Origin of the sequence: Arthrobacter pascens, assembly GCF_030816475.1 — a bacterium.
Lineage (GTDB): Bacteria > Actinomycetota > Actinomycetes > Actinomycetales > Micrococcaceae > Arthrobacter > Arthrobacter pascens_B.
On record NZ_JAUSXF010000001.1, the window covers coordinates 125,329 to 150,127 of the forward strand.

25 protein-coding genes are annotated in these 24,799 nt (G+C 66.2%); 11 read left to right on the forward strand and 14 right to left on the reverse strand.

The features are described 5' to 3' along the window. Window positions 1–64: 64 nt before the first annotated feature. The 3 genes from QFZ40_RS21595 to QFZ40_RS00580 all read right to left on the reverse strand — a co-directional run bounded on the left by QFZ40_RS21595 (window position 65) and on the right by QFZ40_RS00580 (window position 5,126). Window positions 65–649: an HNH endonuclease signature motif containing protein gene (locus QFZ40_RS21595; protein ID WP_373427369.1), complete on the reverse strand. Its 585-nt coding sequence runs from the start codon at window positions 647–649 to the stop codon at window positions 65–67. Then, the gene (locus QFZ40_RS00575) at window positions 582–1,580 is read right to left on the reverse strand and encodes a DUF222 domain-containing protein (protein WP_373427370.1); all 999 of its coding nucleotides are present in this window, start codon (window positions 1,578–1,580) and stop codon (window positions 582–584) included. The genes QFZ40_RS21595 and QFZ40_RS00575 overlap by 68 nt, the downstream gene beginning before the upstream one ends. A 75-nt stretch (window positions 1,581–1,655) precedes the next feature. Next, window positions 1,656–5,126: a DEAD/DEAH box helicase gene (locus QFZ40_RS00580; RefSeq protein ID WP_306902242.1), complete on the reverse strand. Its 3,471-nt coding sequence runs from the start codon at window positions 5,124–5,126 to the stop codon at window positions 1,656–1,658. Window positions 5,127–5,501: 375 nt separating this feature from the next. On the opposite strand from QFZ40_RS00580, the gene QFZ40_RS00585 reads away from it, so the two are divergent. From QFZ40_RS00585 to QFZ40_RS00600, 4 genes are all read left to right on the forward strand, one after another. Next, the gene (locus QFZ40_RS00585; protein WP_306902243.1) at window positions 5,502–6,353 is read left to right on the forward strand and encodes a DMP19 family protein; all 852 of its coding nucleotides are present in this window, start codon (window positions 5,502–5,504) and stop codon (window positions 6,351–6,353) included. Window positions 6,354–6,593: 240 nt separating this feature from the next. Beyond that, the gene (locus QFZ40_RS00590) at window positions 6,594–7,232 is read left to right on the forward strand and encodes a protein tyrosine phosphatase (RefSeq protein ID WP_306902244.1); all 639 of its coding nucleotides are present in this window, start codon (window positions 6,594–6,596) and stop codon (window positions 7,230–7,232) included. 147 nt (window positions 7,233–7,379) lie between these two features. Beyond that, window positions 7,380–7,940: an RNA polymerase sigma factor gene (locus QFZ40_RS00595; protein WP_373427371.1), complete on the forward strand. Its 561-nt coding sequence runs from the start codon at window positions 7,380–7,382 to the stop codon at window positions 7,938–7,940. Then, a complete protein-coding gene (locus QFZ40_RS00600; protein ID WP_306902246.1) occupies window positions 7,937–8,686 on the forward strand; it encodes a hypothetical protein in 750 nt (249 codons plus the stop codon). Before QFZ40_RS00595 ends, QFZ40_RS00600 begins: the two co-directional genes overlap by 4 nt. A gap of 73 nt (window positions 8,687–8,759) precedes the next feature. On the opposite strand, the gene QFZ40_RS00605 is transcribed toward QFZ40_RS00600, so the two are convergent. Beyond that, the gene (locus QFZ40_RS00605) at window positions 8,760–9,287 is read right to left on the reverse strand and encodes a COG4315 family predicted lipoprotein (protein WP_306902247.1); all 528 of its coding nucleotides are present in this window, start codon (window positions 9,285–9,287) and stop codon (window positions 8,760–8,762) included. A 194-nt stretch (window positions 9,288–9,481) separates the two neighbouring features. Here QFZ40_RS00605 and QFZ40_RS00610 point away from each other — a divergent pair, with 194 nt between their 5' ends. Both QFZ40_RS00610 and QFZ40_RS00615 read left to right on the forward strand, forming a co-directional pair. Then, window positions 9,482–9,982: a sigma-70 family RNA polymerase sigma factor gene (locus QFZ40_RS00610; RefSeq protein ID WP_306902248.1), complete on the forward strand. Its 501-nt coding sequence runs from the start codon at window positions 9,482–9,484 to the stop codon at window positions 9,980–9,982. Continuing rightward, window positions 9,979–10,647, forward strand: a complete 669-nt coding sequence (locus tag QFZ40_RS00615) for an anti-sigma factor family protein (RefSeq protein ID WP_306902250.1) — start codon at window positions 9,979–9,981, stop codon at window positions 10,645–10,647. The genes QFZ40_RS00610 and QFZ40_RS00615 overlap by 4 nt, the downstream gene beginning before the upstream one ends. A gap of 118 nt (window positions 10,648–10,765) precedes the next feature. On the opposite strand, the gene QFZ40_RS00620 is transcribed toward QFZ40_RS00615, so the two are convergent. The 3 genes from QFZ40_RS00620 to QFZ40_RS00630 form a co-directional block, all read right to left on the reverse strand. Beyond that, window positions 10,766–11,578 (reverse strand): DUF1206 domain-containing protein, encoded by an 813-nt coding sequence (locus tag QFZ40_RS00620; protein WP_306906777.1) that lies wholly within the window; start codon window positions 11,576–11,578, stop codon window positions 10,766–10,768. Between the two features lie 263 nt (window positions 11,579–11,841). Beyond that, entirely contained in the window at window positions 11,842–12,765 is a 924-nt protein-coding gene (gene trmB / locus QFZ40_RS00625; RefSeq protein WP_306902251.1) for a tRNA (guanosine(46)-N7)-methyltransferase TrmB, read from the reverse strand. Between the two features lie 38 nt (window positions 12,766–12,803). After that, on the reverse strand, window positions 12,804–13,118 hold the full coding sequence (locus QFZ40_RS00630) for a hypothetical protein (protein WP_306902252.1): 315 nt from the start codon (window positions 13,116–13,118) through the stop codon (window positions 12,804–12,806). Window positions 13,119–13,451: 333 nt separating this feature from the next. On the opposite strand from QFZ40_RS00630, the gene QFZ40_RS00635 reads away from it, so the two are divergent. After that, window positions 13,452–14,735 (forward strand): MFS transporter, encoded by a 1,284-nt coding sequence (locus QFZ40_RS00635; protein WP_306902253.1) that lies wholly within the window; start codon window positions 13,452–13,454, stop codon window positions 14,733–14,735. A 54-nt stretch (window positions 14,736–14,789) separates the two neighbouring features. Here the strand turns inward: QFZ40_RS00635 and soxR are convergent, their stop codons facing one another. Beyond that, window positions 14,790–15,281 carry a redox-sensitive transcriptional activator SoxR gene (gene soxR / locus QFZ40_RS00640; RefSeq protein ID WP_306902254.1) on the reverse strand — a complete coding sequence of 164 codons (492 nt, stop codon included), beginning with the start codon at window positions 15,279–15,281 and terminating at the stop codon, window positions 14,790–14,792. Window positions 15,282–15,386: 105 nt separating this feature from the next. On the opposite strand from soxR, the gene QFZ40_RS00645 reads away from it, so the two are divergent. Continuing rightward, window positions 15,387–16,814 (forward strand): MFS transporter, encoded by a 1,428-nt coding sequence (locus tag QFZ40_RS00645; protein ID WP_306902255.1) that lies wholly within the window; start codon window positions 15,387–15,389, stop codon window positions 16,812–16,814. Between the two features lie 50 nt (window positions 16,815–16,864). Here the strand turns inward: QFZ40_RS00645 and QFZ40_RS00650 are convergent, their stop codons facing one another. Then, window positions 16,865–17,584, reverse strand: a complete 720-nt coding sequence (locus tag QFZ40_RS00650; protein ID WP_306902257.1) for an SAM-dependent methyltransferase — start codon at window positions 17,582–17,584, stop codon at window positions 16,865–16,867. Between the two features lie 423 nt (window positions 17,585–18,007). Between QFZ40_RS00650 and QFZ40_RS00655 the strand changes: the two genes are divergently transcribed. Next, a complete protein-coding gene (locus QFZ40_RS00655) occupies window positions 18,008–19,924 on the forward strand; it encodes a DEAD/DEAH box helicase (RefSeq protein ID WP_306902258.1) in 1,917 nt (638 codons plus the stop codon). 198 nt (window positions 19,925–20,122) lie between these two features. Here the strand turns inward: QFZ40_RS00655 and QFZ40_RS00660 are convergent, their stop codons facing one another. The 4 genes from QFZ40_RS00660 to QFZ40_RS00675 all read right to left on the reverse strand — a co-directional run bounded on the left by QFZ40_RS00660 (window position 20,123) and on the right by QFZ40_RS00675 (window position 23,097). Next, on the reverse strand, window positions 20,123–20,713 hold the full coding sequence (locus tag QFZ40_RS00660) for an MBL fold metallo-hydrolase (protein WP_306906778.1): 591 nt from the start codon (window positions 20,711–20,713) through the stop codon (window positions 20,123–20,125). Between the two features lie 70 nt (window positions 20,714–20,783). Next, window positions 20,784–21,779 (reverse strand): aldo/keto reductase, encoded by a 996-nt coding sequence (locus tag QFZ40_RS00665; protein ID WP_306902259.1) that lies wholly within the window; start codon window positions 21,777–21,779, stop codon window positions 20,784–20,786. Between the two features lie 126 nt (window positions 21,780–21,905). After that, on the reverse strand, window positions 21,906–22,436 hold the full coding sequence (locus tag QFZ40_RS00670) for a ferritin (RefSeq protein WP_306902260.1): 531 nt from the start codon (window positions 22,434–22,436) through the stop codon (window positions 21,906–21,908). A gap of 85 nt (window positions 22,437–22,521) precedes the next feature. Next, window positions 22,522–23,097 carry a HutD/Ves family protein gene (locus QFZ40_RS00675; protein WP_306902261.1) on the reverse strand — a complete coding sequence of 192 codons (576 nt, stop codon included), beginning with the start codon at window positions 23,095–23,097 and terminating at the stop codon, window positions 22,522–22,524. Window positions 23,098–23,246: 149 nt separating this feature from the next. On the opposite strand from QFZ40_RS00675, the gene QFZ40_RS00680 reads away from it, so the two are divergent. After that, on the forward strand, window positions 23,247–23,846 hold the full coding sequence (locus QFZ40_RS00680) for a phosphoribosylanthranilate isomerase (protein ID WP_306902262.1): 600 nt from the start codon (window positions 23,247–23,249) through the stop codon (window positions 23,844–23,846). A gap of 77 nt (window positions 23,847–23,923) precedes the next feature. Then, window positions 23,924–24,325: a YccF domain-containing protein gene (locus tag QFZ40_RS00685; protein WP_306902263.1), complete on the forward strand. Its 402-nt coding sequence runs from the start codon at window positions 23,924–23,926 to the stop codon at window positions 24,323–24,325. Between the two features lie 34 nt (window positions 24,326–24,359). Here the strand turns inward: QFZ40_RS00685 and QFZ40_RS00690 are convergent, their stop codons facing one another. Further along, window positions 24,360–24,785 (reverse strand): VOC family protein, encoded by a 426-nt coding sequence (locus QFZ40_RS00690; RefSeq protein WP_306902264.1) that lies wholly within the window; start codon window positions 24,783–24,785, stop codon window positions 24,360–24,362. Window positions 24,786–24,799: the final 14 nt, after the last annotated feature.

A 24,799-nucleotide genomic window follows, 5' to 3' on the forward strand; every position in this document is an offset into this window, starting at 1 on the left:
TATAGTTCCGCGGTTCGGCCCTTTGATGTGCAGCTGAGGCGCGCAGGAGCTAGGTGCGCCAGTGTCACTCGTGGAATATCGCCCACTTTGGGAAGGGGTTTCGGGATTGCCGTGCCTCGACGTCATGGATTTCGTGCATGGCGTTGTTGGGCCAGTGGGGTGGTTCCCAGTTTTGTTGTTCGCTTTGGTAGTGGCGTCCGGTGGGTGAGGTCCAGCCTGGTGGTTTGTTTTTGGTGGCCTGGGTTGGTTTCCACGCGGTGGTGTGTTTGAGCCTGTGGTGTTTTCGGCAGGGTTGGCTGAGGTTGGTGATGCCGGTGGTTCCGCCTTTGTGCCAGGCGAGGAGGTGGTCTGCTTCGTTGTCCAGGGAGTGGTTGTTGCAGCCGGGGAAGGGGCATTTGCCGTCCCTAAGCCTTAGCCATTGCCGCATGGCTGTGGGGATGCGGTAGCTGGTGCGGCCGATTTCCAGGGGTGCGCCGTCGCGGGGGTCGGTCAGGACGCGGTGGAAGGAGTCGGCGCCGTCGGCGACGAGCGTGCGGGCCATTGAGGCAGGGATGGGGCCGTAGCCGTCCAGGGTGGCGGGTTCATCGGTGAGGCCCATGAGGGCGAACACCGGGACGGTGATGAGGACCTGGGCTTTGGGTGATGGCACCCCGCCGGAGATAGTAGTGCCGGCGTCCATAGCTCCGGTGGTGGCTGTCGTGGTGCCGGTGCCGGTAATTGTGGCCGTGTTGCCGGGCGTCGGTGGTGGTGCCTTCGAGGAGCCAGGTGGCCATGGTGTCGGCGCGGAGTTGGGTGAGGGTCCTGCGCTCGTCCGGGCCTTGCAGGTCGCGGGCGGCGGTGGTGGTCCGGTCCCAGATCCCGGCCGCGGTGTCGGCGGGCAGGTAGGCGGAGAGCCAGGCCATGCCGTCCCGGTCCGGGGCGTACTCGACCCGCCGGTCCAGAATGCTGCGGGTATGGCGGATCTCGATGGTTTCGGCGTGGTGGCGCTCGCGCCAGGTCCGCGCTTTGGCCCGGAACCGGGACGGAACCAGCTCCCCGGCCGGACAGCTCCACACAGACCCTGGTTTCTCAGGGTCCACGTTCAGCAGGTCGGGGGCCAGGAAATGTGACTCCAAAGCAGCGGCCCCTGCCGCGTCAAGGCCAGTGGTTTCATCGACCATCACCTGGGCGTGCTGCCACGAAATTGACCCGTCCTGCAAAGCGGCCAGCGTCCGCGGCAAGGAACTGGTCAGAGCCTGGGACTCGGCAAGCAAAGCACTGGCGGCGCGTTCGCTCACGGTCAGGACGCACGCGACCTCAGCGACCACGGCCATCTCCTGGGCCGTGTGCTCCTGAGGCGATGCAGCCGGCGGCGCCATGGCCTGGGTTGCTTGCTCAAATCCCGCGGCCAACAAGACCTTTAGCCCCGCCAGCTGGGCTTCCGTCCGGGCAACCCGGGCCAGCCCGTCCAGACACGCGTCCGCCTGCTCCCGGAGCGGATCCGGGCCAGCGGACACAGTGTTGCCAGTACCGCGGCGCACCTGGGAAACCAGCGCAGCGACAGAAGCCTCAAACGCCCCCAACACTGCTGTGCTTTCCATACTGCAAATCATCCTGCGAGGCACTACATTAACACTCAGCCCACTCGCGTCGACCGCGTCACCCTTGAACGGGCGTCACTCCTTGAAGAGCCCTGCGAGGTCCTCGGCCGTGATCGAACCGCCGGACAGTGCGTCGCCCTCCATCACGTCCGCAAACAGCTGTGATTTTCGTGCCTTTAGGGCCATGACCTTTTCCTCGATCGTGTCTTTGGCAACCAGCCGGTAAACCATCACGTTCCGGGCCTGGCCGATCCTGTGGGTGCGGTCAACGGCCTGCGCTTCGGATGCGGGGTTCCACCACGGGTCGAGCAGGAATACGTAGTCGGCCTCGGTCAGGTTCAGCCCGAATCCACCGGCCTTCAGTGAAATCAGGAACACCGGCGCGCTGCCGTTCTTGAACTCGTTGACGACGTCGGTGCGGTTCCGGGTGCCGCCGTCGAGATAGCAGAACTCGATCTTCTCCTCCACAAGCCGCTCGCGCACCTTGCCGAGGAATCCCGTGAACTGGCTGAAGATCAGCGCCCGGTGGCCTTCCGCCACCAGATCCTCCAGTTGTTCGAAGAGCACGTCGAGCTTGCTGGACCGGACACCGGCCAGAGACGGATCCACCAGCGAGGCATCCAGGCTGAGCTGCCGCAACAGCGTCAGCGACTGGAAGATCGTGAAGCGGTTCTTATTGACGTCCTCGATCAGACCCAGGATCTTCTGCCGCTCACGCTGCAGGTGCGTCTGGTAAACCTTCTGATGCCGCGGGTTCAGCACCACTTCCAGGATCTGCTCCTGCTTGGGCGGCAAGTCCTTGATGACCTGGTCCTTGGTACGCCGCATCATCAGCGGACGGACCCGACGGCGAAGCTTTTCCAACTGCCCTTTGTCCCCGTTCTTCTCCACGGGCTTTTGGTAGTACTCGGCAAACCGCTTGGGGCTCGCAAACAGGCCTGGCGCGACGATCGACGTCAGAGCCCAGAACTCCATGAGGTTGTTCTCCAGCGGGGTGCCCGTGATCGCCAGCTTGAACGCCGCGGGCAGCTTGCGGGCACACTGGTATGCCTTGGACTGGTGGTTCTTCACGAACTGGGCTTCGTCCAGTACCAGCCCGGCCCAGGTCTTGGAAGCGTAGGAATCGTAGTCGATCCGGAACAGGGCGTAGGACGTGATCACGATGTCCGCGCCCTCCATTGTGTGCGCCGGGTCCTGGCCGTTCTTCGCAAACGTCTCGCCGATGGCCTTCACTCTCAGGCCGGGGGCGAAGCGCGCGGCCTCCGCCGCCCAGTTGCCCACGACGCTGGTGGGGGCGACCACCAGGAAGGGAGTGCCGCCGTCGGACGCTGTCTGGCCCGCGTCCGACGCTTTACCCGGCGCTGCGCCCGGCTCCCCTTCGGAAGCAGCGGCCGCCTGCTCCTTGGCGGCGCACATCAGGGCGAGGGCCTGCACAGTCTTGCCCAGGCCCATGTCGTCAGCGAGGACTCCGCCCAGGCTGTGCCGGTACAGGAAGGTCAGCCAGTTGAAGCCCTCCAGCTGGTAGGGACGCAGCTCGGCGTTGAGCGAATCGGGCAGCGGCAGCCCGTCCACGCCGCCGTCGAGCAGCCCGCCCACGGCCTCGCGCCAGGCACTGGCCTGCTCGTCCACGATGCCCAGGTGCGCGAGTTCGTCCCAGAGCCCTGCCTGGAAGCGGCTGATCTGCAGCGGGGCGTCCTTGTTGTCCTGCAGCGAACGGGCCTCCTCGATGAGGGCGCGGAGCTGATGCAGTTCGGGAAGGTCCAGTGAGAAGTAGGCGCCGCTGGGCAGCAGCATCTTGGTCTGCCCGGCGGCAAGGGCGGAGAAAACGGCGGCGAAGGAAACCGGCTGGCCTTCCAGGGTGATCTGGATGCCGAGGTCGAACCAGTCGCGCTGCTCCGTGGCCTTGGTGGAGATGGAAACCACGGGAGCTTCCTCGGCCTCCCGGTAGTCGGCAATGTCCCCGGCGGTATCAACCACAACGTCCGGTGCATTCCGGAGCCGGGGCAGCACTTCCTCGGTAAAGGCCAGGGTGTCCAGGCCGCTGAGTTCGGCGGATGCGGCCAGCCGGGGGGTGCCCCAGCCGCCGGTGGCAGATTCGCCCAGGGCCGGGACCGTGTTCCAGGGCTGGCCGATGCCCTCCAGGATGCGCGCCTCGGCGGCGTCGTCCCGGTAGCCGTGGTCGCCAGGATGACGCCACAGGGGCTGGGCCGTGACCAGGTTTCCGGACGTGTAGTGCCATTCCCAGTGCAGCCGGACGCGATGGTCGGCGCCGTAGTTGGCCAGGAGGGACAGGGTGGGAAGGGCCAGGGCAGGCAACTCCACTGACTCGTCCGAGGCGGTGACACGGGCGGCCTGCTTGAGTTTGGGGTAGAAGCCGGTGAGGAACCGTGTCTCGTCCTTGGCCGGGATATGCAAAGTGCTGCCGGCGGTAACGAACGTGAGGAGTTCCTCACTCAGCCCGCTTTCGAGCGGAGCCAGCGTGATCACACTCTCCGCGACACCCGGCAAGGCATCCCCGTCGGAGGTCAGGAAGATGCCGTGCGCCGGCCGGCCGATGGTACCTACCGCCCCAGGATCAACCTCGACGCTCTCAACAGTGATGGTTGGCGCCAGCTCCAGCCCGCCGTCGTCGTGCGTTTTTCCTCCTGCGGGCTCGGCATCTTCACCGACGGGGGAGCCGAACCGGCTCAAATTAAGTCCGACGGCGGCCGGAGAGTCCGCGAGCCGCACTGGTTCGGTGCCGCGGCTGTGAACGAGCGCGAGGCCTATCTTTTTCGCGTCTGCCAGGAGGCTCCACATGTTCTTTCCGGCGAACGTGTTCAGCCCGAGCCACAGCGCGGAGGAGTTGTGTAGGCGGTTGGCGGCGGCGGTATGGGCGGCCAGGAATTCCTGCATCCACTCCACGTGCTGTTCATTGCATTCGCGCCGGAAGTTCAGGTAGCTGAGCGTGTTCCAGGAGACGTCGCCGCGGATCCATTTGCCTTTGGATCCCATGATCACGGGCCGGGCCTTAAGCTGGCGGACGCTGCGGAGCGGATCGCGCCGGCCTGTGTAGGAGAAGTGCGGGGCCGGTTCCTCGATCTCGAACTGAAGTGCCAGCGGGATGCCGTTGCTGGACTGGGTGATGCCGGGCTGGGAAATGAGCGGGCTCAGGGCCTGCTCCCAGTCGGCGAGCTCCGGACCGGCAGGCTGGCGTGACAGCCGGGAAACCTCGGAAGGGGCGAGCAGCTGGACGCGGGTGGCCGGGTTGTCCTCGGCCGCGAACAGCAGCGCTGCCACGTGCTTGCAGTCCTTGCGCACAGGGCAGCTGCACACGCCCACGGTGCAGCTCCAGCCGCCGGCTTTCCGGACGAGCTTGGCTGTGGTGGAGTACGGGATTTCCGCGCCGCCACGGACTTTGCCCAGCATCAGGCCGGTGGCGGCGTCGAAAGAGATCCCGGAAACGCGGCTTCCCATGGCATAGGCCAGCCCGGCCGCGAGGGAGCGGTCGTTGATGGCGGGGGTCTGTATTGCCAGTGCCGCACTCTCGTCCGGTTGGGATGGCATGGTGCGCGCTACTTTCAGCAGGCCACGGCGGGCCCGTGTCCGATGGTTGGTTATCTGATCCATCTTAGTTTGCCCGGCGAGTAGGTGCTGTCTCCCTGCCTGGCACCCCCGGCCCGGCCTGGTGCCGCCGTGCCCGCGACACTGGGCTCCCCCCGGCCGAAATCGCGGGAAAGGTGCCAGTTACGCCGGAACGTTCCAGCGAACAGGCAGCGATCCCGCGATCTCGACGGCGTCTCAACGGCGCGGGGGCCAGAGCGACAGCCGTACTTTGAAACTTCGCCCGACGTTAACTTCGTCCTCGACAACGCGTCCGCCCGGCCCGCATAGCGTGAAAGGTGTCCTGAGCAGCACCGTCCTTTCGCAGTGAGGATTCCCATGACCACGATCCAGCAGCCAGTCGTTCTGACCACCGCCAGTATTGAAGCAAGCGACGAGGAGGTCGTCGACGCAAACGTGAGTGTGGTTGATGCCATGCACAGGGAACTCCTCGAGTCCCCGGAGATTTCTCCGGTGGCGCTCCGCAGCTACTACGTGGACTTCTACCTGACGCAGTCCCTGGAGGGCGGCTTCGCACAGTACGTTTTTACCTCCGTTGACCGGGTCGAAAGCGACACACTCATCCGGGAAGGCATGGCCGCCATGGGTGCCACCGCCCACCTGGGACTGTTCAACCGGACCGCCGAGGCGTTCGATGCGCTGTCCGAGGAGGACGCCGAGCGCTACCTCGACGGCGGGCTCGACGAGGACGGGGAGGCCCCCGACGGCGTACGCCGGATGGAAGAGCTCGACGGCGACTTCGAGGAGCTGCTGGAATCCGAGAACATTACTGCGCTCAACGCGGCCTGGCTCCGCGGGCAGGAAGGGCTGCTGGTGCTGGATGAAGCGGAGCTGGCTGCTCACATTGCGCGGCTCGTTGCACTCATTCCTGACCTTGCGGAGCGGCAGGCCAAGGCTGATGCTGCGGCGCTGGAGGACGCACCGGACTTCGAAATCATCATCCGGGAACTGTGCGGTATTTCCGGTTACGCCCTGGTGAGAATCACCATGGGCGACCCCAACTATCTGCACGACGGCGTGAAGACGGTGGCTTGGCATTTCAGTACTGATCATGGCGACTTCCTGATGATCGAAGAGGATGACGAAGCGTTCATGATCGACCCGCAGACCCGGGAAATCGTGGCTGTCGTGGAGTTCGAGGACGCCGACGGCGAGATGGTCGACGCCTAAAGCAGCCGGCTCGCCGGAAGCCTGCGTGGTCGCCGTGAACTTCCGGCGGGCACGCAGGCTTCCGGCGATTTCGACGGCGGGTGGTGCCCGACGTCGGCCGTCTACCCAGCCCGCGAGAGAGACAGTGTCGGGGAAATTTTCAGGGCCACCGTAACTTTCCCGGATCCGGCAGCGATGTACATGGTGATTGGCTCCCCACGGAGCCGCATCTGCATTGTTGTCTAGGTTTTGGAGTGTCGCATGTCCTTGTTCACTGTTCTTGCCACCAGCAAAGTCGCCGCCGGAATCCTGGCCGCAGGCACCCTGGCCGTCGGTGGAACCGGCGTTGCCGCTGTTGCAGGCGCCCTTCCGTCGGACGCACAGCAGACCGCCCACGACCTTCTCGGCGCCCCGGCTCCGAAGCTGCCCGCTGCAGCCGCTGCCGCCACCGCTGATAGCGATGCTGCCGCAGACGCTTCCGGCACGGCCGCTGTCTCCGACAAGAAGGTAACCGCCCAGGCAAAGACGTCAGCCGAAGCAGGAACCGCTGTTGACGCCGCCGGTGCCGCCTCCTTCGGCCTGTGCACGGCCTTCACCCACGGCGGACTGAACGCCAAGTCCGAAGGCTTCGCCTCGCTGGTTGTTGCAGCCAAGGGTGAAGCAAACGTTGAGAGCTTCTGCAAGGACGTCATCGCCAAGTCCGACGCCGCTGCTGACGCCAAGGCTGCTGCCAAGGGTTCCGCCGCTGTTGAGACCGAGGCTCCCGAGGTTCCGGCAGTTCCTGCTGTCCCCGCAGTTCCCGCTGTTCCGGGTGTCGACGGAGCGCCTGCTGTTCCTGCCGTTCCGGCCGTGCCCGCTGTCCCCGCCCACGCTGACGCTCCCGCCGTTTCGGCCCGCTAACACCCCTTCAGCTAGTGTGGACTGCGGAAACCGGACCTCCCCGGCCGGATTTCCGCAGTCCACATTGGCAGTCCACGAGGGAGCGGAGAAGTCCGCGCCGGTTACCGGGATGCGCGGGTTCCGCCGCCCGGGATGGAGGAGCCGCTGGTGCTTGACGCGTTGGCTGAAGAAGACATCGAGATATTGGCAGACACAGCCGGGACTGATCCGGCTGTGCTTTTTGGTGCTGCCTACCGGATGTTCTCCGGCGCCGTCCTGGGCTACCTCCGGGCCCGTGGTGTCGATGATCCCGAGGCCGTCACGCAGGATGTTTTCCTGGCCTTCTTCCCCAAGGTCGGCGAGCTGACGGGGGGTCTCCAGGGCGCCAAGTCGCTGCTGTTCTCGATAGCCCACGCGCGGATGGTCGACTACTACCGGCGGCTCGAACGCAGGCCCGATTTCACACCCTACGATCCCCTGCAGGACGGGCGCAGCACCGCTTCCGCCGAGGATCACGCGCTGGGCCACGACGGCGGCGCCGCGGCCCTTTTGGAGGGCCTTGCCGACGACCACCGCGAAGTCCTGGCCCTGCGTGTGGTGGCCGACCTTTCCATCGACCAGGTGGCAGGCATTATGGGCAAATCGCCAGGTGCCATCAAGCAGCTGCAACGCAGGGCGCTGCAAAACCTCAAGGACCAGACGCTAAGAAGAAACCAGGCACAAACATGAGTGACAACGCAGGCTCCCGCAACGCCCTGACCGTTGACCAGCTGCTCCGCGAGGCGGAGCTGGAGGCCGACGGCGTGCTCCGCCCTGCCCTGCTGGAGCTCCAGGCTTTGGCAGCGGAACGGCCGCAACCTTCTGCCGCAGTCGCCGCCCTCATGGTCCCGGCAACCCGCCGGCTCGAAGCCGTCCCGTCGCTCCCAACAGCGCACCAGCCGGACACGGCCGCCCTTCCCGCTCCCCGGCACGCAGCGCCGGCAGCCGGAGCAGCGGGCGATGAACTCGCGGCCCGCCGTCGGGCCAAGCGCCGGATTACCCTGACAACACTCTCCGTGGCCGTTTCGCTTGCTGCCGGTGGGGCGGTGGCCGTTGCTTCTGACCAGGGCATCCGTGACTCAGTGAATCACGCAGTCACGTCATTCGTTTCCACAGTTGGCGGAGGGCAGGCAAAGGCGCCAGCCAAAGCCCCGGCTCCGGTCACTGAGCGGCCTGGAAGCCCATCAACGGTTCCCGCCCCGACGGCGCCGGCGGTGCCAGCGCCTGCCGCCAGCGAAACGGACTCCCACGGCACGAAGGGGCCCCAGAAGCATCCTTCGCCGACTCCGTCAGGCGGCGTACCCCTCCCGGAGCTCCCCGTGCCGGAGAGCATCACGCCCGGCGCTCCCGGGGGCGGCCCCCTTCATGGCGAAGGACAGCCCTCGCTGCCTGTACCTGAGACGCCGCAGGTCCCGCTGCCCAACCACGTGCCGTAAGGCGGGACCGGGCAGCAAGACCCGCTGAGCCCAGCTGAGCCGGCTGAGCCTGTTCAGCCAACGCCGGTTGCCGTCAGTATCCGGACGCCGACGCCATCGTCTTGATCATGTCCCCGGCCGGGCTGGCCAGGTACCAGACACCGCCAACGCCTTGCCCTGTGACGTCCCCGGGATTCTTGTCTTTCGCGAAGTAGTACAGCGGCAGGCCGTTAAGGGTTACCTGCTTTTTCCCGTCCGGCGTCGTAATGGTGCCCAGCTTCCCGGTGACGCCGTCACCGGAGGGTGCATCCGAGCGGGTGGTAACCGGCGGCCACTGCGTCAGGCAGGTTCCCGTGCAGGCGCTGGTTCCCGAGTCCTTTGTGTCCTTGGTGTAGAAGTAGACGCTCATGCCCTTGGCATCCACCACGATGCTGCCGGCGCTGGACGTCGCAGTCTTGAGGTCGGCGGCGGTTGCCGGGTTTGCCGAGCTGGTGGCCGGCGAGGCGGATGTGGCTGCCGGAGCCGGCGCCGTTGTGGTGGTGGTTCCGGGGCTGCCGCCGCAGCCCGTGAGGGCGGCCGCGAGGGCCAGCGCTGCGAAACCGATGCCCAGATGCTGTTTCATGAGAATGCTCCTTGGCTCGTGCCCGGCGGATCACCGGGCGCTAACCGGTACGACGTGCCAGGGTGAAGAATGGTTCAAAGTGAACCGTTTCCGGCCTGCCGGCGTCGTATCAGCAGGGATATGCACCGAGTTGCGTAGGTATTTCCGCGCGGGAAGCCTCAACTGAGGAGACAGGGACAGGGAGGGGTGCGGGCATGTCAATGGACGAGGATGTAGTGGCCGCGATCTATCGCGACCATGGCAGCGCCCTGCGACGCTTTGTCCTCAGCGCATCCCGGGATCCCCAGCTGGCCGAGGATGTTGTCCAGGAGACGGTGCTCCGCGTCTGGCAGCAGGCCCCGGAGATCACCGGCAGCCTGCGCAGCTACCTCTTCCGGACAGCCCGAAACATCATGATCGACAATTACCGCAAGGCCCAGCGGCGGCCGCTCGAAGCCCTCGAATACGAGTTCACTGATTCCACTGAGGCCGTGGAGCGGGTGGACGAGTTGCTCAACCGGGTGCTGATGGAGGAGGCCCTCCTTCGGCTCAGCAGCGAACACCGTGACGTGCTTGTAGCCCTGCATTACCGGCGGTTTACCGTCAACGAGGCCTCCGTGCAGCTGAACATCCCGAGCGGAACCGTTAAGTCGCGGGCTTACTATGCCGTACGGGCCCTGCGGACCATCCTGGATGAAATGGGGGTGGAACGGTGACCGCCGCCGAGCTTCATCAGCTGCTGGGTGCCTACGTCCTGGGCGGCCTGGATCCTGCCGATTCAGTCCGCTTCGAAGCCCACCTTCAGGAGTGTGCCGACTGCCGCGCGGAGCTGGACGAGCTGGGCAAGCTGCCGGTACTGCTGGACGCACTTCCGGTCCCGGACGCGGTGGCACTGACCGCCAGCCGGCCCGGAGGGGGTGCCGCCGAGCCTGCAACCTCTGTCCCGGACACGGTCCTTGACGAACTCGCCGCCCGCCGTCGGAAGTCACGACGGCGGTGGGCGGCGCTCATGGGGGCCGTCGCCGCAGCGTGCCTCGCCTTGGGCCTGGCAGCGGGGCCGGTATTGAACCGGCCACCGCAGCCGGACGCGAGCTACTCGGTTCAGTCAGGCAGCGGCCTTCGTTTCAGCGTGGATCTGGCCAGGAAAACCTGGGGCACAGAACTCGCGGTGAGCGGCAGCAGCATGCCGCTGAACGGAACCCTGTCGCTGTGGATCCGGGACCGCGACGGCAGCGAGGACCGGGCCTGCGCCTGGACGGCAACCCCGAGCGGCAGGATCAAGGTCACCGGGGCAACCCCGGTTCAGCTGGCCAGCATCGCGAGTGTGGAGCTGCGGGATGGAACCCAGCAGGCTGTTGCAGTGATCACTGTTCCGAAGTAGGGGACCCGAGCAGTCGTGTCGAAATAGCCGTGCCCGAAACAGCGGTGCCGAAACAGAGGTGCTGAACAGACGTTCCGGGGCCAGCCGTATGCCGCCACTGGCCTCGGGATGGCCCCGGCTACATTCTGGCCAGGCGTCCCCGGACCACCATGTACAAGCCATAGCAGATCAGTCCCGAGCCCACCGCAGCCAGCACATAGATGCCGAAGGGCTGGTCACGTAGGGCTTTGAGTCCGCCGTCCAGGCCGGTGGACTGCTCAGGGTGCAGCTGCACATCGGCGATGACGATGAGCAGCCCGGTCAGGAGCAGCACGGTGCCCTTGGCGACATAGCCCACAACCCCAAGGATGGTCACGGCCGTCCGGGCGGGCGGAGACGAGGGAAGCACCAGATGTTTTTCGAAGGACTTCCTGAACCCGCGTATGCCGTAGGCGACACCTGTCACTGCCACCGCAAGGCCGACCACGACCAGCACCGCCGTACCGCCCGGCGCCTGCATGATGGTAATGGTGAGGTCGGTTGCACGTTGGCGGTTGTCATCGCCGGACCCCGTTCCCCTGGCGAAAGAAAAGAACGTCAGTGCCAGTGCTGCGTAAACCAGGGCCTGTGCCACCGCGCGGGCCTTTTTCCCGGCCTTTTTCTTAGTGGACAGATGGTTGAAGTCGAAGATGGCATCGCCGGCCTGCCAGACGGCTAACGCCGCGCAGGCTGCAAAGCAGCTCCACAGCAGGAACGGTCCTGCGGGTTGGCCGGCCAGTTCGGCGACTGCGCCGCTGACGTCTGCGCTACCGTTTCCACCCATGGCCAAACGGATGGCGATGGCGCCCACCAGGAAATGCAGGACCCCGCTCGCTGCGAAACCGGCCCTGGCCAGGAACTCCAGGGGACGCGAGTTGGTGACTTCCTCCGCCGCGTCCGCGGCCTGCCTGATTTCTCTCTTGATGGCCGTTCCTTTGTGCAGGCGCCGTAAAGCGCGGTTCTGCGTGCCTCAACACAAGCCAATCGTGCCACGCCAACGAAGCGGCGAACAGCCCTCGGCGGCGGCAGGGCTGCCTGCCTTGGCCGGTCTGCTTTCAGGATCCCGGAAGAGGCTCGCGCGAGCCCGTCCCGGAGCCCGGTCGGGCGGGAGTCAGCTCATGCGAGTCCCTGGTCCCCAGTGTCTTCAGGCACTGCACGCAGCCCGGTTAGCCTACGTTAGAGCCTGCGGTAGCAGAGGTCGAAGATCAGCCGGCCGGCCTCATGGGCCTTCGCCTCGAAGCTCGTGCGGATTCGGCCTTCGAAACGTGGCGCCCAGCCGCCCGTTTCATCCACGCCTTCGTTGGGACCTGTGTGTTCGGTACTGACCGGGGCCCGGCCTTCACGGACAGGTGCGCCACCCACCACCGATTCCACACCGGACTGCCACACGTGGGTGAGGGGACTTTCAGGCCCGCGGCGCTCGCCGGTGTGCAGGTTTTCGAAGTCCTCCGAACCCGCCAGGACATCGCGGACATGGACGGCGTAGTTGGACCAGTCGGTGGCGATCCGCCACAGTCCGCCCTTCTTGAGCGCACGGGCCGCGAGGTCGGCAAATTCCGGCTGGATGAGACGACGCTTGTGGTGGCGGGACTTGTGCCATGGATCCGGGAAGAAGATCCACAGTTCGTCAACAGACCCGGCGGGCAGCATGGTGGACAGAACCTCAGGCGCGTTGGCTTCCACTACCCGCACGTTACTGAGCCCGCGGCTGTTGATCTTGATGATGGTGTTGGCAAGACCCGGCGTGTAGACCTCAACGGCCAGGAAGTCCGTGTCCGGGTTCTGCTCGGCTGCATGGCAGATGGCGTCGCCGAGCCCGGAACCGATCTCCACGATGAGCGGTGCCTTGCGGCCGAACTCTGCTTCTGCATCGAACGTGTAGTCCGGGTGCACAGACGTGTTGGCGATGTGCCGGGGAACGTCCACCGCCCAGCGTTCGGCGTGCTGTTCCCACGCGGCCTGGCGGCGTCCTTGCAGCCGGGTTCCGCGGCGGACAAAGCTGACCGGCCGGCCGCCATAAGTGCCGAAGGACGCCTGGGTACCCGGTGTCACAGGCCGCGGGACATCCGGGGGCTGGGGGGATTCTGGGGATTCGCTCATCCCTTCCAGAATAGTGGAGATCACCACGGCGCCGCGGTTCAGACAAACGGCAGCAAGCCCTGGGACCTCAGCGTGAGAATCAACCCGATGGTGAAAAGGATCCCGGTTACCCAGAGCGCGGCCACCGCCGAGGTTCTGCTGCCAGACCAGTCCGGAACCCCCGGGGAAGCCCTGATTGCCGCAACGGCCAGGGTCACCGAAAGGAGCCCGAGGAGCATCGGGATACTCCAGAGGACCAGGGGCGCAACCCAGAACCGTTCCGATGGCCCCTCGTCGGGGTAGGTAAGAAGTGCGGCGGTCATAGCGAGAGGTGCAGTCAGGACAAGGGTGACAGGCGCAATGATGGCAAGCACCAGACTGGTGGTGCCTTTACCTGCGCTTCCGCCCGGTGGCGGGACCGGATGAGTTGGCGGGACGGGCACCTGTGCTGGGACTTGCTGTGGTGGCCGGGCCGCGGGGAGCGCTTGAGGGTGCTGATCGTGTGGCTTCGGAAGATTCATTATGCTCCCAGCGCTGAAGGGGATTTGGTTCGGAGGGACGTTCCCAGCGTAGGAAGGACGCAGGGATACCATCAGTGCCGGGGTGGCCTATGTGGATAGCTCCACATAGATAACTTTCACGTCGATAATTTCCACATAAATGACTTGCACACCAGGGGGAGAAAGCAGGCCTGACAGAATAGGGCCGTGAGAAACGACCAGACCCCCGGTACGCCAGGCGTCCTGGTCGACGCCGAAATCGATGACCTTCCCGGGGCTGCGCCAACCACGCTTCCCTGGAGCGGGAACAATAAGGCCGCGCTGGCCTACCTGGGCGCATGCCTGGTTCTGATCGGACTTAACCTGCGGACTGTCTTCTCGAGTTTCGCGGCAGTACTGCCCGAACTGGTCTCCGATGCCGGGCTGCCGAGCTGGGCTGTCGTGGTACTCACCACTGTCCCCGTCACGCTCCTGGGCGGATTCGCTCCGCTGGCTCCGGTGCTGGCCCGCCGCTTCGGCGCGGAAAAAGTCCTGCTGGGCGCCATGGCTGTTCTCACCGCGGGGCTCATCCTGCGGCCTGCCGACTTGGGCGGCGTGTTTCCCGGTATGGGCCATCTGCCGGCACTGTTAGCGGGAACTGCGGCCTGCGGTGCCGCCATCGCCCTGTGCAACGTGCTTCTGCCAGGGCTGGTAAAGCGTGACTTCCCGCACCGGCTCGGGCTGATGGGCGGGCTCTACACCACTGCCATCTGCGCCTCGGCTGCGCTGGGGGCGGGCTTTACGTATCCCGTCTTCCTGTCGACGGGGGAGTGGACGTCGGCGCTCTGGGTCTGGGCGGTTCCTGCCGCCGTCGTACTCTTCCTGTTCCTCCCGGTGGCGCTGAACCAGCGGCCCGTCCGGCATCAGACAGCCAAGGACGGCGTAAACGTGTGGCGCTCGCCGGTGGCCTGGCAGGTGACCGTCTTCATGGCGCTGCAGGCCATGATGTCCTTCAGCGTCTTCGCGTGGCTGGCCCCGATCCTGAGGGAACGCGGGGAGGACGGGGCCACGGCCGGGCTCATGGTGTCGGTATCCATTGTGCTGCAGATGCTGGGTTCGCTGTTCGCCCCGGCGCTGGCAACGAGGTTCCGGGACCAGCGGGCCATCAACACGATAGTGGCCCTGATGACCGGCGGCGGGTTCGCGCTGAGCATCTTCGGCCCGCTGGAGCTCGGCTGGGTGTGGACAGGACTGCTCGGGCTGGGGCAGGGGAGCCTCACGGCGGTGGCGCTGACCATGATCATGGTCCGGACGCGGGACGGCCACACTGCTGCGCATTTGTCCGGAATGATGCAGGGGGTTGGCTACGGTCTCGGGTCCACCGGAACGCTAATGGTGGGCCAACTGCACCAGGCAACCGGATCTTTCGCGGCCGCCGGCGTGCTTTTCCTGGTGGTGGGTTCACTGGCCGCCGTCTTTGGTTACCAATCGGGCCGGAACCGGTACGTCTGACCAGGCACGCGGTACCAGGTGCCGGTTTCATCGGCCCCAAAACGGCACGTGCCGCTAACTGGTTGTGTCTGCCTGGTTAGCCGCAGCCGTCGCCGCGTTCCAGCGGACCGCTCCCGTGCCGGCCTCGCCCAGTTGGTCGTCCGGATTCTGCAGCCGGCACGACTTCAGGCTCAGGCAGCCGCAGCCGATACAGCCTTCCAGGTCCGCGCGCAGGTGTTCCAACGCCTCGATTCGGGCATCGAGTTCCGTACGCCAGAGCCGCGAAAGCCTGGTCCAGTCGCGCTTGGTGGGCGTGCGCCCCTCGGGCAGCGAGTCCAGGGCCGCCCGGATGTCCTTCAGCGGAATGCCGACCCGCTGAGATACCCGGATGAACGCGACCCGCCGAAGAGCGTCCCTGCGGTAGCGCCGTTGGTTGCCGGCGGTGCGCGCGGAGGAGATGAGGCCGTTGCGCTCATAGAAGTGAAGGGCCGACGGCGCCACGCCGCTCCGGTCCGACAACTCGCCAATGCTGAGCACATGATTCACCCCGCCTGCGAGTTGTGGCATGCTTCCCCTTGTTGGACCAACGGTGTTCCGGCTTTGGTCCAGCGCTTTCCGCAAGCCGGACATGACCTTGACCTCAACCTTAGTTGAGGTTCTACGGTTGCGTCCATGACAACTGATCAGGCCGCTAACGTGCGCGATTCCACCCTTCCAGCCACCCATTCCACCGCCGGCATCCTGCAGCGGCCATACCGATGGGTGACCATCGGCGCGTGCTCCCTGGTTTTCCTGGCTGCCTTCGAATCGCTCGCGGTGACCACCATCATGCCCCTAGTCAGCCGCGAACTGAACGGGGCGGGCCTCTACGCGCTGGCTTTCGCGGGGCCGCTGGCCACGGGCATGATCGGCATGGTGACGGCCGGGAACTGGTCGGACCGGAGAGGCCCGGCCGCGCCGCTGTACGCGTCGGTGGCCCTCTTTATCGTTGGCCTGCTGATCGCAGGTACAGCGGTTTCCATGCCGATGCTGGTCGCGGGCAGGCTGGTGCAGGGACTTGGCGGCGGAGCGCTGACTGTGGCCCTCTACGTCGTCGTCGCCCGCGTCTACCCGTCGGCGCTGCATCCCGGAATCTTCGCGGCCTTCTCTGCCGCCTGGGTGGTCCCCTCCCTGGTGGGCCCGTTTGCGGCCGGGGTCGTGGCGCAGGTCCTGAGCTGGCACTGGGTGTTTCTGGGCGTGGTGGGGCTGGTAGTTCCGGCGCTGGTGATGATAGTTCCGGTGCTGCGGGGGATGGCACGCAATCCCAAGCAAAACGGCGGGACGCCAGCTCCGTGGGCTCTGCGGCGCATTTCATGGGCAGCGCTCGCCGCCCTGGCCATTCTGGGGCTGAACCTTTCTGCCCAGATCAGGATTCCAGGCCTTCCCGTTGCCACTGTCGTCATGGCTGCAGCCGCCGTGGCCCTCGCCCTCGTGTCCGTGCGGCCGCTGGTGCCGCGTGGCACGCTGACTGCCCGGAAGGGTCTGCCCAGCGTCATCCTCACCCGCGGCCTGGCCTCGGCCGCGTTCTTCGGCGCAGAGGTCTATCTGCCTTACCTGCTCGTGGAGCAGTACGCCTTCCCGCCCACCCTCGCGGGCCTCACTCTCACCGGCGGCGCGCTGGCGTGGGCCGGTGCCGCGGCCATCCAAGGGCGCCTCGGCACGAGGCTCGCCCACAGTACTGCCGTGCGGATCGGCTCTGTACTCGTCCTGGGAGCCATCCTCCTGGCACTCGTCACAACAGCACTGCACTGGCCGCCCGCCGTCGCAATTTCCGGCTGGATCTTCGCAGGCGGCGGGATGGGGCTGCTCTATCCGCGGCTCAGCGTGATGACACTGGCCCTCTCCACCGAGGATGACGAAGGCTTCAACAGCTCCGCCATGTCGATTTCCGATTCGCTCGGCGGCGCGCTGGCACTTGCCACCACGGGCATCGTCTTTCCGGCATTTACGACGGCGACGGCCTCCTTCTCCGGTGTCTTCGCCTTGACCGCGCTGGTTGCGGTAGCCGCCGTCGTCGTGGCGCCAAGGGTCCTGGCACCTGGCGCCGGCCAGCCCCGGTAGGTTCGCCGTCACGACAGGGCGGTCGCGAGGGCGGTCGCGAGGGCAGCGCGTCAGGGAAGCCGGGTCGCGCGCAGGACGGTGTCCCCGATGACGGCTTCCTGGCCGTCCGGACCCGTGGCCAGCCGGTCACGGGTCGTGAGGACTTCCAGTTGCCACCCCGGGGAGTCCAGGTCCAGCTCCTGGACCAGCTGGTCAGGGGTGTACAACATCTCATGCGAAGTGTGCAATCCCCCCGGCGGCAGCCGGTCCGGATGGTGTCCCACGATCAGCAGGGTGCCGCCTGGCCTGACCGCCGCAGCCGCCGCCCGCAGCGGGCCTTGCCATGGCAGGGACGGCGAATGCAGGAACTGCGAGGACACCAGATCAAACTCGCCTTCCGGCTTCCACTCCTCCAGGTCAGCCTGCAGCCACTGGATCCGGCTGGGGACGGCGTCCTCACCAGCATGCACGCTTGCCTTGTCGCGAGCCACTTTTTCGTTGACGGCCGCCCGTTCCAGCGCAACGGCGGAAACGTCGACGGCGGTGACAGTCCAGCCGTGCTGTGCGAGCCAGATGGCGTCAGCTCCCTCGCCGCAGCCCAGGTCCAAGGCCTTGCCCGGATGCAATCCCGCAGCTTCCCGTACCAGCTGGACATTGGGTTTGCCGCTCCAGATCTGCGGCTTGCTCCGATACCTCTCGTCCCACGCGACGGCCGCGCCTTGGTGCGGTTCCTCGTCAAGGCGGGGTCCGCCGTCGTTCGTTATGTGGTGGTGATCAGCGTGGTGCGTCATGCCTCAAGCGTGCTCCTGCACCACCAGTCAAGGCAACAATTCCGGGGAACCCAAGGAGGTCCTCCCACGAACCCAAGTAGGTAGCAGCAGGTGTCGTTTTGGGCCCCCAAAACGACACCTGCTGCTACCCAGTTGGGGGGGCGGAAGGGTGCGGGGGAGGGGCCGCCAAAGGCCCGGGGATTCGGGATGGTAGACTGGTGGAACTTGATGTGCAGTGATGCCCGCTTAGTCCCTCATCGGGGAGTGGGCTTTTTTCATGTGAGAGGCACATCCTGCGTCGATGAACGCGTTCTATTTGGTCCTGGCCGCCGCTTTGCACAAACGGCACCGGTTGATCACCTGACTTTTCTTCGGCGACCCCCTGAGCCAACCGGCGTCGGGGGCCGATATCCGCACGGATACCGCCTGAAAGACCTTTGATACATGACTACTTTTGCTGCCCTCGGCACGCCCAAGGCCCTCGCCGACACCCTCACCGCCCAGGGAATCGACACCCCGTTCCCCATCCAGGTGAAGACCCTCCCCGACACCCTGGCCGGACGCGACGTCCTGGGCCGCGGCCGCACCGGCTCCGGCAAGACCATCGCCTTCGCCATCCCGCTTGTAGCACGACTCGCTGAGCGGGAAGCCAAGCACTTCCGCAAGCCCGGCCGCCCCATGGGCCTGGTCCTCGCGCCGACCCGTGAACTTGCCACCCAGATCAACGCCACCATCGAACCGATGGCCAAAGCCATGGGCCTGAACACCACCGTGATCTACGGCGGCATCTCCCAGGCCCGCCAGGAAAAGGCACTGCGCGCCGGCGTGGATATCGTCATCGCCTGCCCCGGCCGCCTGGAGGACCTCATCCGCCAGCGCATCCTCACCCTCGAGGCCGTGGAGATCACCGTCCTGGACGAGGCCGACCACATGGCTGACCTCGGCTTCCTGCCCGTGGTCAAGAAGCTCATGGACATGACCCCCAGCCAGGGCCAGCGCCTGCTGTTCTCCGCCACCCTGGATAACGGCGTCGACAAGATCGTCCAGCGTTACCTGTCCAACCCGCTGACCCACTCGGTTGACGATCCGCAGGCCGCGGTGACCACCATGGAGCACCACGTGCTGGTGGTCAACGACCAGACGGTCAAGAAGCAGCTGATCGTGGAGCTCGCCTCGGGTGCCGGCCGCCGCGTCCTCTTCATGCGGACGAAGCACCACGCCCGCAAGCTGGCAAAGACCCTGACCGACGCCGGGATCCCCGCCGTTGACCTGCACGGGAACCTCTCGCAGAACGCACGTGACCGCAACCTCGCAGAGTTTTCCTCCGGCGACGTCCGCGTCCTGGTGGCCACCGACGTCGCGGCCCGCGGCGTGCACGTGGACGACGTCGAACTGGTGATCCACGTTGATCCGCCCACAGAGCACAAGGCCTACCTGCACCGCTCAGGCCGCACGGCCCGCGCAGGTTCGGACGGCACCGTCGTCACACTGACCCTCCCGGAGCAGCAGTCTGACGTCAAGAAGCTCATGAAGGCTGCCGGCGTCGAGGTTAACTTCGAGCGCGTCACCGCCAACTCCCCGCTGGTTGCAGAACTCGTGGGCGAAATGGCCGACAAGATCGATCCCCGCACCCGGGCAGCCCTGCTGGCCGCCAAGGCCAACCAGGGCGGCGGCACCTCCACCGGTGCCAACGCCGAACGCAAGCGCGCCCGTCGGCAGGCCGCACCCACCGCTGGTGGCCGTGGCGGACGCGGCGGACGTGGACGCGTTTCGGCTGAGGCGCCCCGCACCGATATCCCCCGGGCAGAGCGCCGCGCCGTGGCCTACGAAGGCCAGGCCGCTGCGCGCAACGCGGCAGACCGTGTCATCGAACAGAACGAGGACCGCGCCCAGGCAGCTGCGGCAGCACGCCGCAACTCCCGCGGCCGCAGCACGGCCTACTCCACGCACCGCAACGATGTCCCCGCGGCAGGTGGCCGTTCATCGGCTGGCCGCGGCTCGGACGGCCGTGCCCCTGAAGGCCGTTCGGATTCACGTGTCACCCGCAGCGACGCTCCCCGCGGTGGCACCGGACGTCCGGCAACGTCCGGCGGACAGCGCAGCGGACGCCCGGCAACCGGCCAGCGTGCAGCGGCCGGCGCAGGTGCAGGCGGCCGCAGCGGCGGACAGCGCTCCGCAGGCGCCGGCGCAGGTGCGGCCGGCGGCGGCAACAAGGCTGTCTGGTCCTCCAACACCGGCGGAACCTCCGGTGGATCCTACGCCGGCAACGGCGGCGGCGGTCGGTCGAGCGATGGCCGTCCGGCCCGCAGCGGTCCCCGCCGCGCGTCAGCCCCGGCGTCGAACGAACGCCGCAGCCGCTAGTCCCCAACCGCTCCCTAACCTCGCAAGGCCACACCGGCTCCCTGCCCTCGCAAGCTCAGGCCGGGTCCCTCGCCGGAGCGGATCCACGGTCAGGGAACCCGGCGGTCGTGGGCCCAGCTTAACCACCATCGAGTGTTCCGCTTGCGCCGTTTAGAAGGTTCATGACGGCGCTTACGGAGCACTCGATGGGGTTAATCCCTACCAGCCGCGGGCGCGCCACTCCGCAAGGTGCGGCCGTTCCGCACCCAGCGTGGTGGGCCGGCCGTGGCCGGGATGAATCACGGTGTCGTCAGGGTACACGTCAAACAACCGCTCGCTGACGTCGCCGATTAGCTGCTGAAAACGGGACGGATCCTTCTGCGTGTTCCCCACGCCGCCGGGAAAGAGCGAGTCGCCGGAGAAGATGTGCGCCCTGCCCTCGGGATCCTGGTACACCAGGGCAATTGAGCCGGGCGTATGCCCGCGCAGATGCACTGCTGTCACGTCGAAGCCGTCGAATGCATGGACGTCGCCGTGGTCCAGCAGCACGTCCACCTTCACTGGCAGCTCAGGGGCGTCATCCCTGCCCGCTGCCGTCCGCGCCCCCGTGGCTTCCACCAGGGCCGGAAGCGCCCTGACATGGTCCCAATGCTGGTGGGTCGTAGCGATCAGCTCAAGCCTGGGCGTGGCCGCGGTATCACTGGCGGCCTCGGCGAGCAGTCCCTGGATGGCGGGAAGGTCATCCGCGGCGTCAATCAGCAGTTGGGCGCCGGATTCCTTGGCGGTCAGCAGATACACATTGTTGTCCATCTCGCTGACGGAGATCCGGCGGATCGTGATGTCCCTGAGGTCATGGATCAGCGTGTCCGTCCGATCCACTTTATTCGCGGCCTTCTGATACCCAGCGCGGGTCGGCGGAGCGGGAGCCGACGACGGCGACCGCGGCCTGGTCCAGTGCGTCCAGTTGCGCCTGGCTCAGGTTCAGCGCCAGGGCTCCGAGATTCTCATCGATCCGGTGCGTCTTCCGCGTGCCGGGGATGGGTACGACGGAAAGTCCGAGCCGCTTGCCTTGGGACAGCAGCCAGGCGAGTGCCACCTGGGCAGGCGTTGCAGCCAGTTCGGTGGCCACAGCCTGTACTGCCGCCACCACTCCCTGGTTGGCGTCAAAGGCGTTTTCAGCGAAACGGGGGATCCGGCGTCGGAAGTCATTTTCTCCGAGGCTGGAAGCGTCAACGGTGCCGGTGAGGAATCCCCGGCCCAGCGGCGAATACGGCACAAAACCCACTCCGAGCCGGGCCGCGGCAGGAACAACGTTGCGTTCCACGTCGCGGCTCCAGATGGACCATTCGCTCTGCACCGCGGCGATCGGGTGCACGGCGTGGGCTTCGGCCAGTTCCTCGGCCGTCACCTCGGACAGACCAAGATGCTTGACCTTGCCTAGCTGCACCAGCTCCGCCATGGCCTCTACGGTTTCCACAATCGGAACGCGGAGGTCACGGCGGTGCATGTAGTAGAGGTCGATCACGTCAGTGTCCAGGCGTTTCAGGCTGGCGTCCACGGCATGCCGCACGTAGGCGGCATCGCCCCGGACGTCCCGGTACCCGTCGGCCGGGCTGCCCACCAGGGCGAATTTGGTGGCCAGCTGCACCTCTTCGCGACGCTCCTTGAGCAGCAGCGAAATGAGTTCCTCGTTGCTGCCCCCGCCATAGATGTCCGCGGTGTCGATGAAGGTGATCCCGGCGTCGACCGCGTGGTTCAGGGTTTTCAGTGCTTCTGCAGGGTCAACGCCCCCGTAGACGGGGGTGAGGGCCATTCCGCCGAAGCCGAGGGGGCTGACGGTGAGGCCGTCGCCGAGCCGGACTGAGGTTTCTGCCATGATGCGCTCCGTTCGCTCTAAATTCGTCTCCCAGCCAAGAACTCCGGGTTCCGCGTCTCTATTCCGGCTTGCCTGGACACGCCGGTGGGCTGCCCCGAAAAGGGCAGATTCAGGAAGGAAGAGGCGTTAGAGGGCGCCGCCGGCCGCCACCGGGGCGGAAGAGTCCCGGCCGCCGTCGCCGATGGTTTCGCGGGCGATGAAGTTCTCGATGTCGAACAGGTTGTCCGCCCGTTCGGCGATGTTCAGCAGGGTGGTCATGGCGGCCACTTCCTCCACCTGCTCCTTGAGGAACCAGAGCATGAACTGTTCGCCCAGGGCGTCGTCCTCTCCGCGGGCGGCCCGGAAGAGGGCTTCGATGTTGCCGGTGACTTCCTTTTCCTGCTGGAGCGCCAGGGCGAGCGGTTCCGTGACGGATGAGAAGTCGTTGCGGACCGTGGGGACACCGGGAATCGTAAACGCGATGTCGCGGTCCAGCATGTACTGGACCATCATCATCGCGTGGTTCCGTTCCTCAATCGACTGCCGGTAGAAGTAGCGGGCAAGCTGCGGCAGGTCCTGGTTGGCGAACCAGGTGGCCACGGCAATGTACTGCTGCGAAGCCGCGAATTCGTTTCCGATTTGGGTGGACAGGAGTGCATTGAAAGATGTGGTGGTCATAGCCCGAGTCTATGGACTGCTCTAACCAGTGACCAGTGTGGGCAGGCTCAGCTTCAGAAGGGAAGGCTGGCCTGTCCACCGGAAGCTATTCCGCAACCGGGTCGATCGAGACTATGGCCAGGAATCCGCGTCCCAGGATGTCGGGAGTGTCGATGTCGGAGCCCACGACGGCGTCGTACCTAGCCAGGGGCTCCGGGTCATGTGTTTCGTCCGCAGCCGTGGCCTGGCCCTGCAGCAGTATGGCCAACTGGCCCTCGAACACCGGCTGGGCCCGCTTCTTGGAGAGTTCGATGATGGAGGTGTAGCCCTTGAACGAGCTGGACCTTGTGATGACGTTGAGATTCCGGATATCGCCCGTGGGAAGGGCCCCGTGGCTCATGGCCTCGCCGCCAAACCTGAACGGCCGGTACTTCTCCAGCGGGTGCTCGGCGCCGTCCACGGTGAGCAGGAGCAACTCGCCCTCGATCACTGTCAGCACTCGTTCCATTCCCGGGAACGCTGAGAACTCTCCGGCCTTGGTGATTTCTGCGATGCTCACCCGCCAGTCCCACGCACCGTCCTGGGCGGAGGCCGCCTGCGGATGGCTGGCCAGCTCTCGCGTGACACCGCCCCCGTTCCGCCACGGTTGGGGCCTGAGGTCTGCATAACGGATGATTTCCATCCGTCCAGCCTAGATGTTTTGACCACCGACGGCGGGCAGCAGCAGGCAGTCGGCGGCCGCCAAAGTAGATCGTGACATCGGCGGTGCCGGCCGTTCCCTGCTAACCTCCTCGCGGGGGGAAAGTGCTTGAGACGCCCTAAGGAGCCGGAATGTTCGTCAAAGTGTGCGGGCTGAGTACGCCCGAATCCGTCCGCGAGGCCGTAGACGCCGGCGCGGACGCCGTCGGCTTTGTCCTGACCGCCAGCCCGCGCGTTGTCTCGCCCGCGCAGGTTTCCAGGCTTCTGGCGGATGTGCCAAGCGGCGTGGCCGCCGTCGGCGTTTTCCGGCATGAACCCCTCGCCGATGCCATTGCCATCGCCCGTGCCGCCGGACTCGAGTGGGTCCAACTCCACGGTGACCTCGCCCCGGAAGACGTCACAGCAGTGCACGACGCCGGCATGAAGCTGATCAGGGCGGTCACCATGGCAGCCGCTGCGGACGCATTCGCCGACTGGGGCGAGGAACTCCTCCTGATCGACGCGGCCGTCCCCGGGTCCGGCGAGGCGTGGGACTACGCCTCCATGGTGGACGTGACGGCGCTCCAGGACCGCAAATGGCTGCTGGCGGGCGGCCTTGACCCTGCCAACGTTGCCCAGGCGTCCGCAGCGGCTGGTGCGTGGGGCGTGGATGTCTCCTCCGGCGTCGAGGTCTCCAGGGGAGTGAAGGACCTGGCCAAGATCCGCGCCTTCGTAAAGGCAGCAAAAAGCTAGGCACGAGGGCCGTTACCAGGGAAGAATCAGGGCACACCCCTGGTTTTTTGTCGGCCCCCGCAGGGCACAATGGACAGATGAAGACACTGCTCAACATCATCTGGCTGGTTTTCGGCGGCCTCTGGCTTGCCCTGGGCTACTTCCTGGCCGGCGTCATCTGCTGCCTGCTCATCGTCACCATCCCCTGGGGGATCGCGTCGTTCAGGATTGCCGCCTACACACTCTGGCCGTTCGGACGCATGGTGGTGGACAAGCCCGGCGGGACGGGCGTGTTCACGCTGCTTGGCAACGTGATCTGGCTGCTGGTCGCCGGCATCTGGATCGCAATCGGCCATGTGGTTACGGCCATTGCCATGGCCATCACTATCATCGGCATCCCGCTGGCGGTCGCCAACCTGAAGCTCATCCCGGTGTCCCTCATGCCGCTGGGCAAGCAGATCGTTCCCACCAGCACGCCGTTCGTCGCCAGCTACCGCTAGCCGGCGCGTCCATGCGTCCTAGGAACCATGCGTCCTAGGAACCCGCCTGCCCCTCCAGCCCGGGCACCAGGCCCTGGGCTTCCAGCTCCTCACTCCGCAGGGCCCGCAGGACACAGAACTCGTTGCCGTCGGGATCGGCCATCACCACCCAGGTCACGTCCTTGCCCTGGCCCACCGAAACCCGGGTGGCGCCCAGAGCTTCCAGGCGCTGGACTTCCACAGCCTGGTCTTCGGGCCGCAGGTCAAGGTGCAGCCTGTTCTTGACCTCCTTGCGCTCCGGTACCTTCAGGAACAGCAGGTCGGGGGAGACGCCGTCCTGCGGACTGCCTGCGGGCGGCTCCAGGACGATTTCGTCCTCCACCTCGTAGGTCCGGCGCCATCCCAGGGCCTTCTCCCAGAAGTCCGCGGGCACGCCGGGGTCGGTTGAGTCGATGCTCAGTGCTTGGATTCGCAGGTTCATCCGAGCAGTCTTGC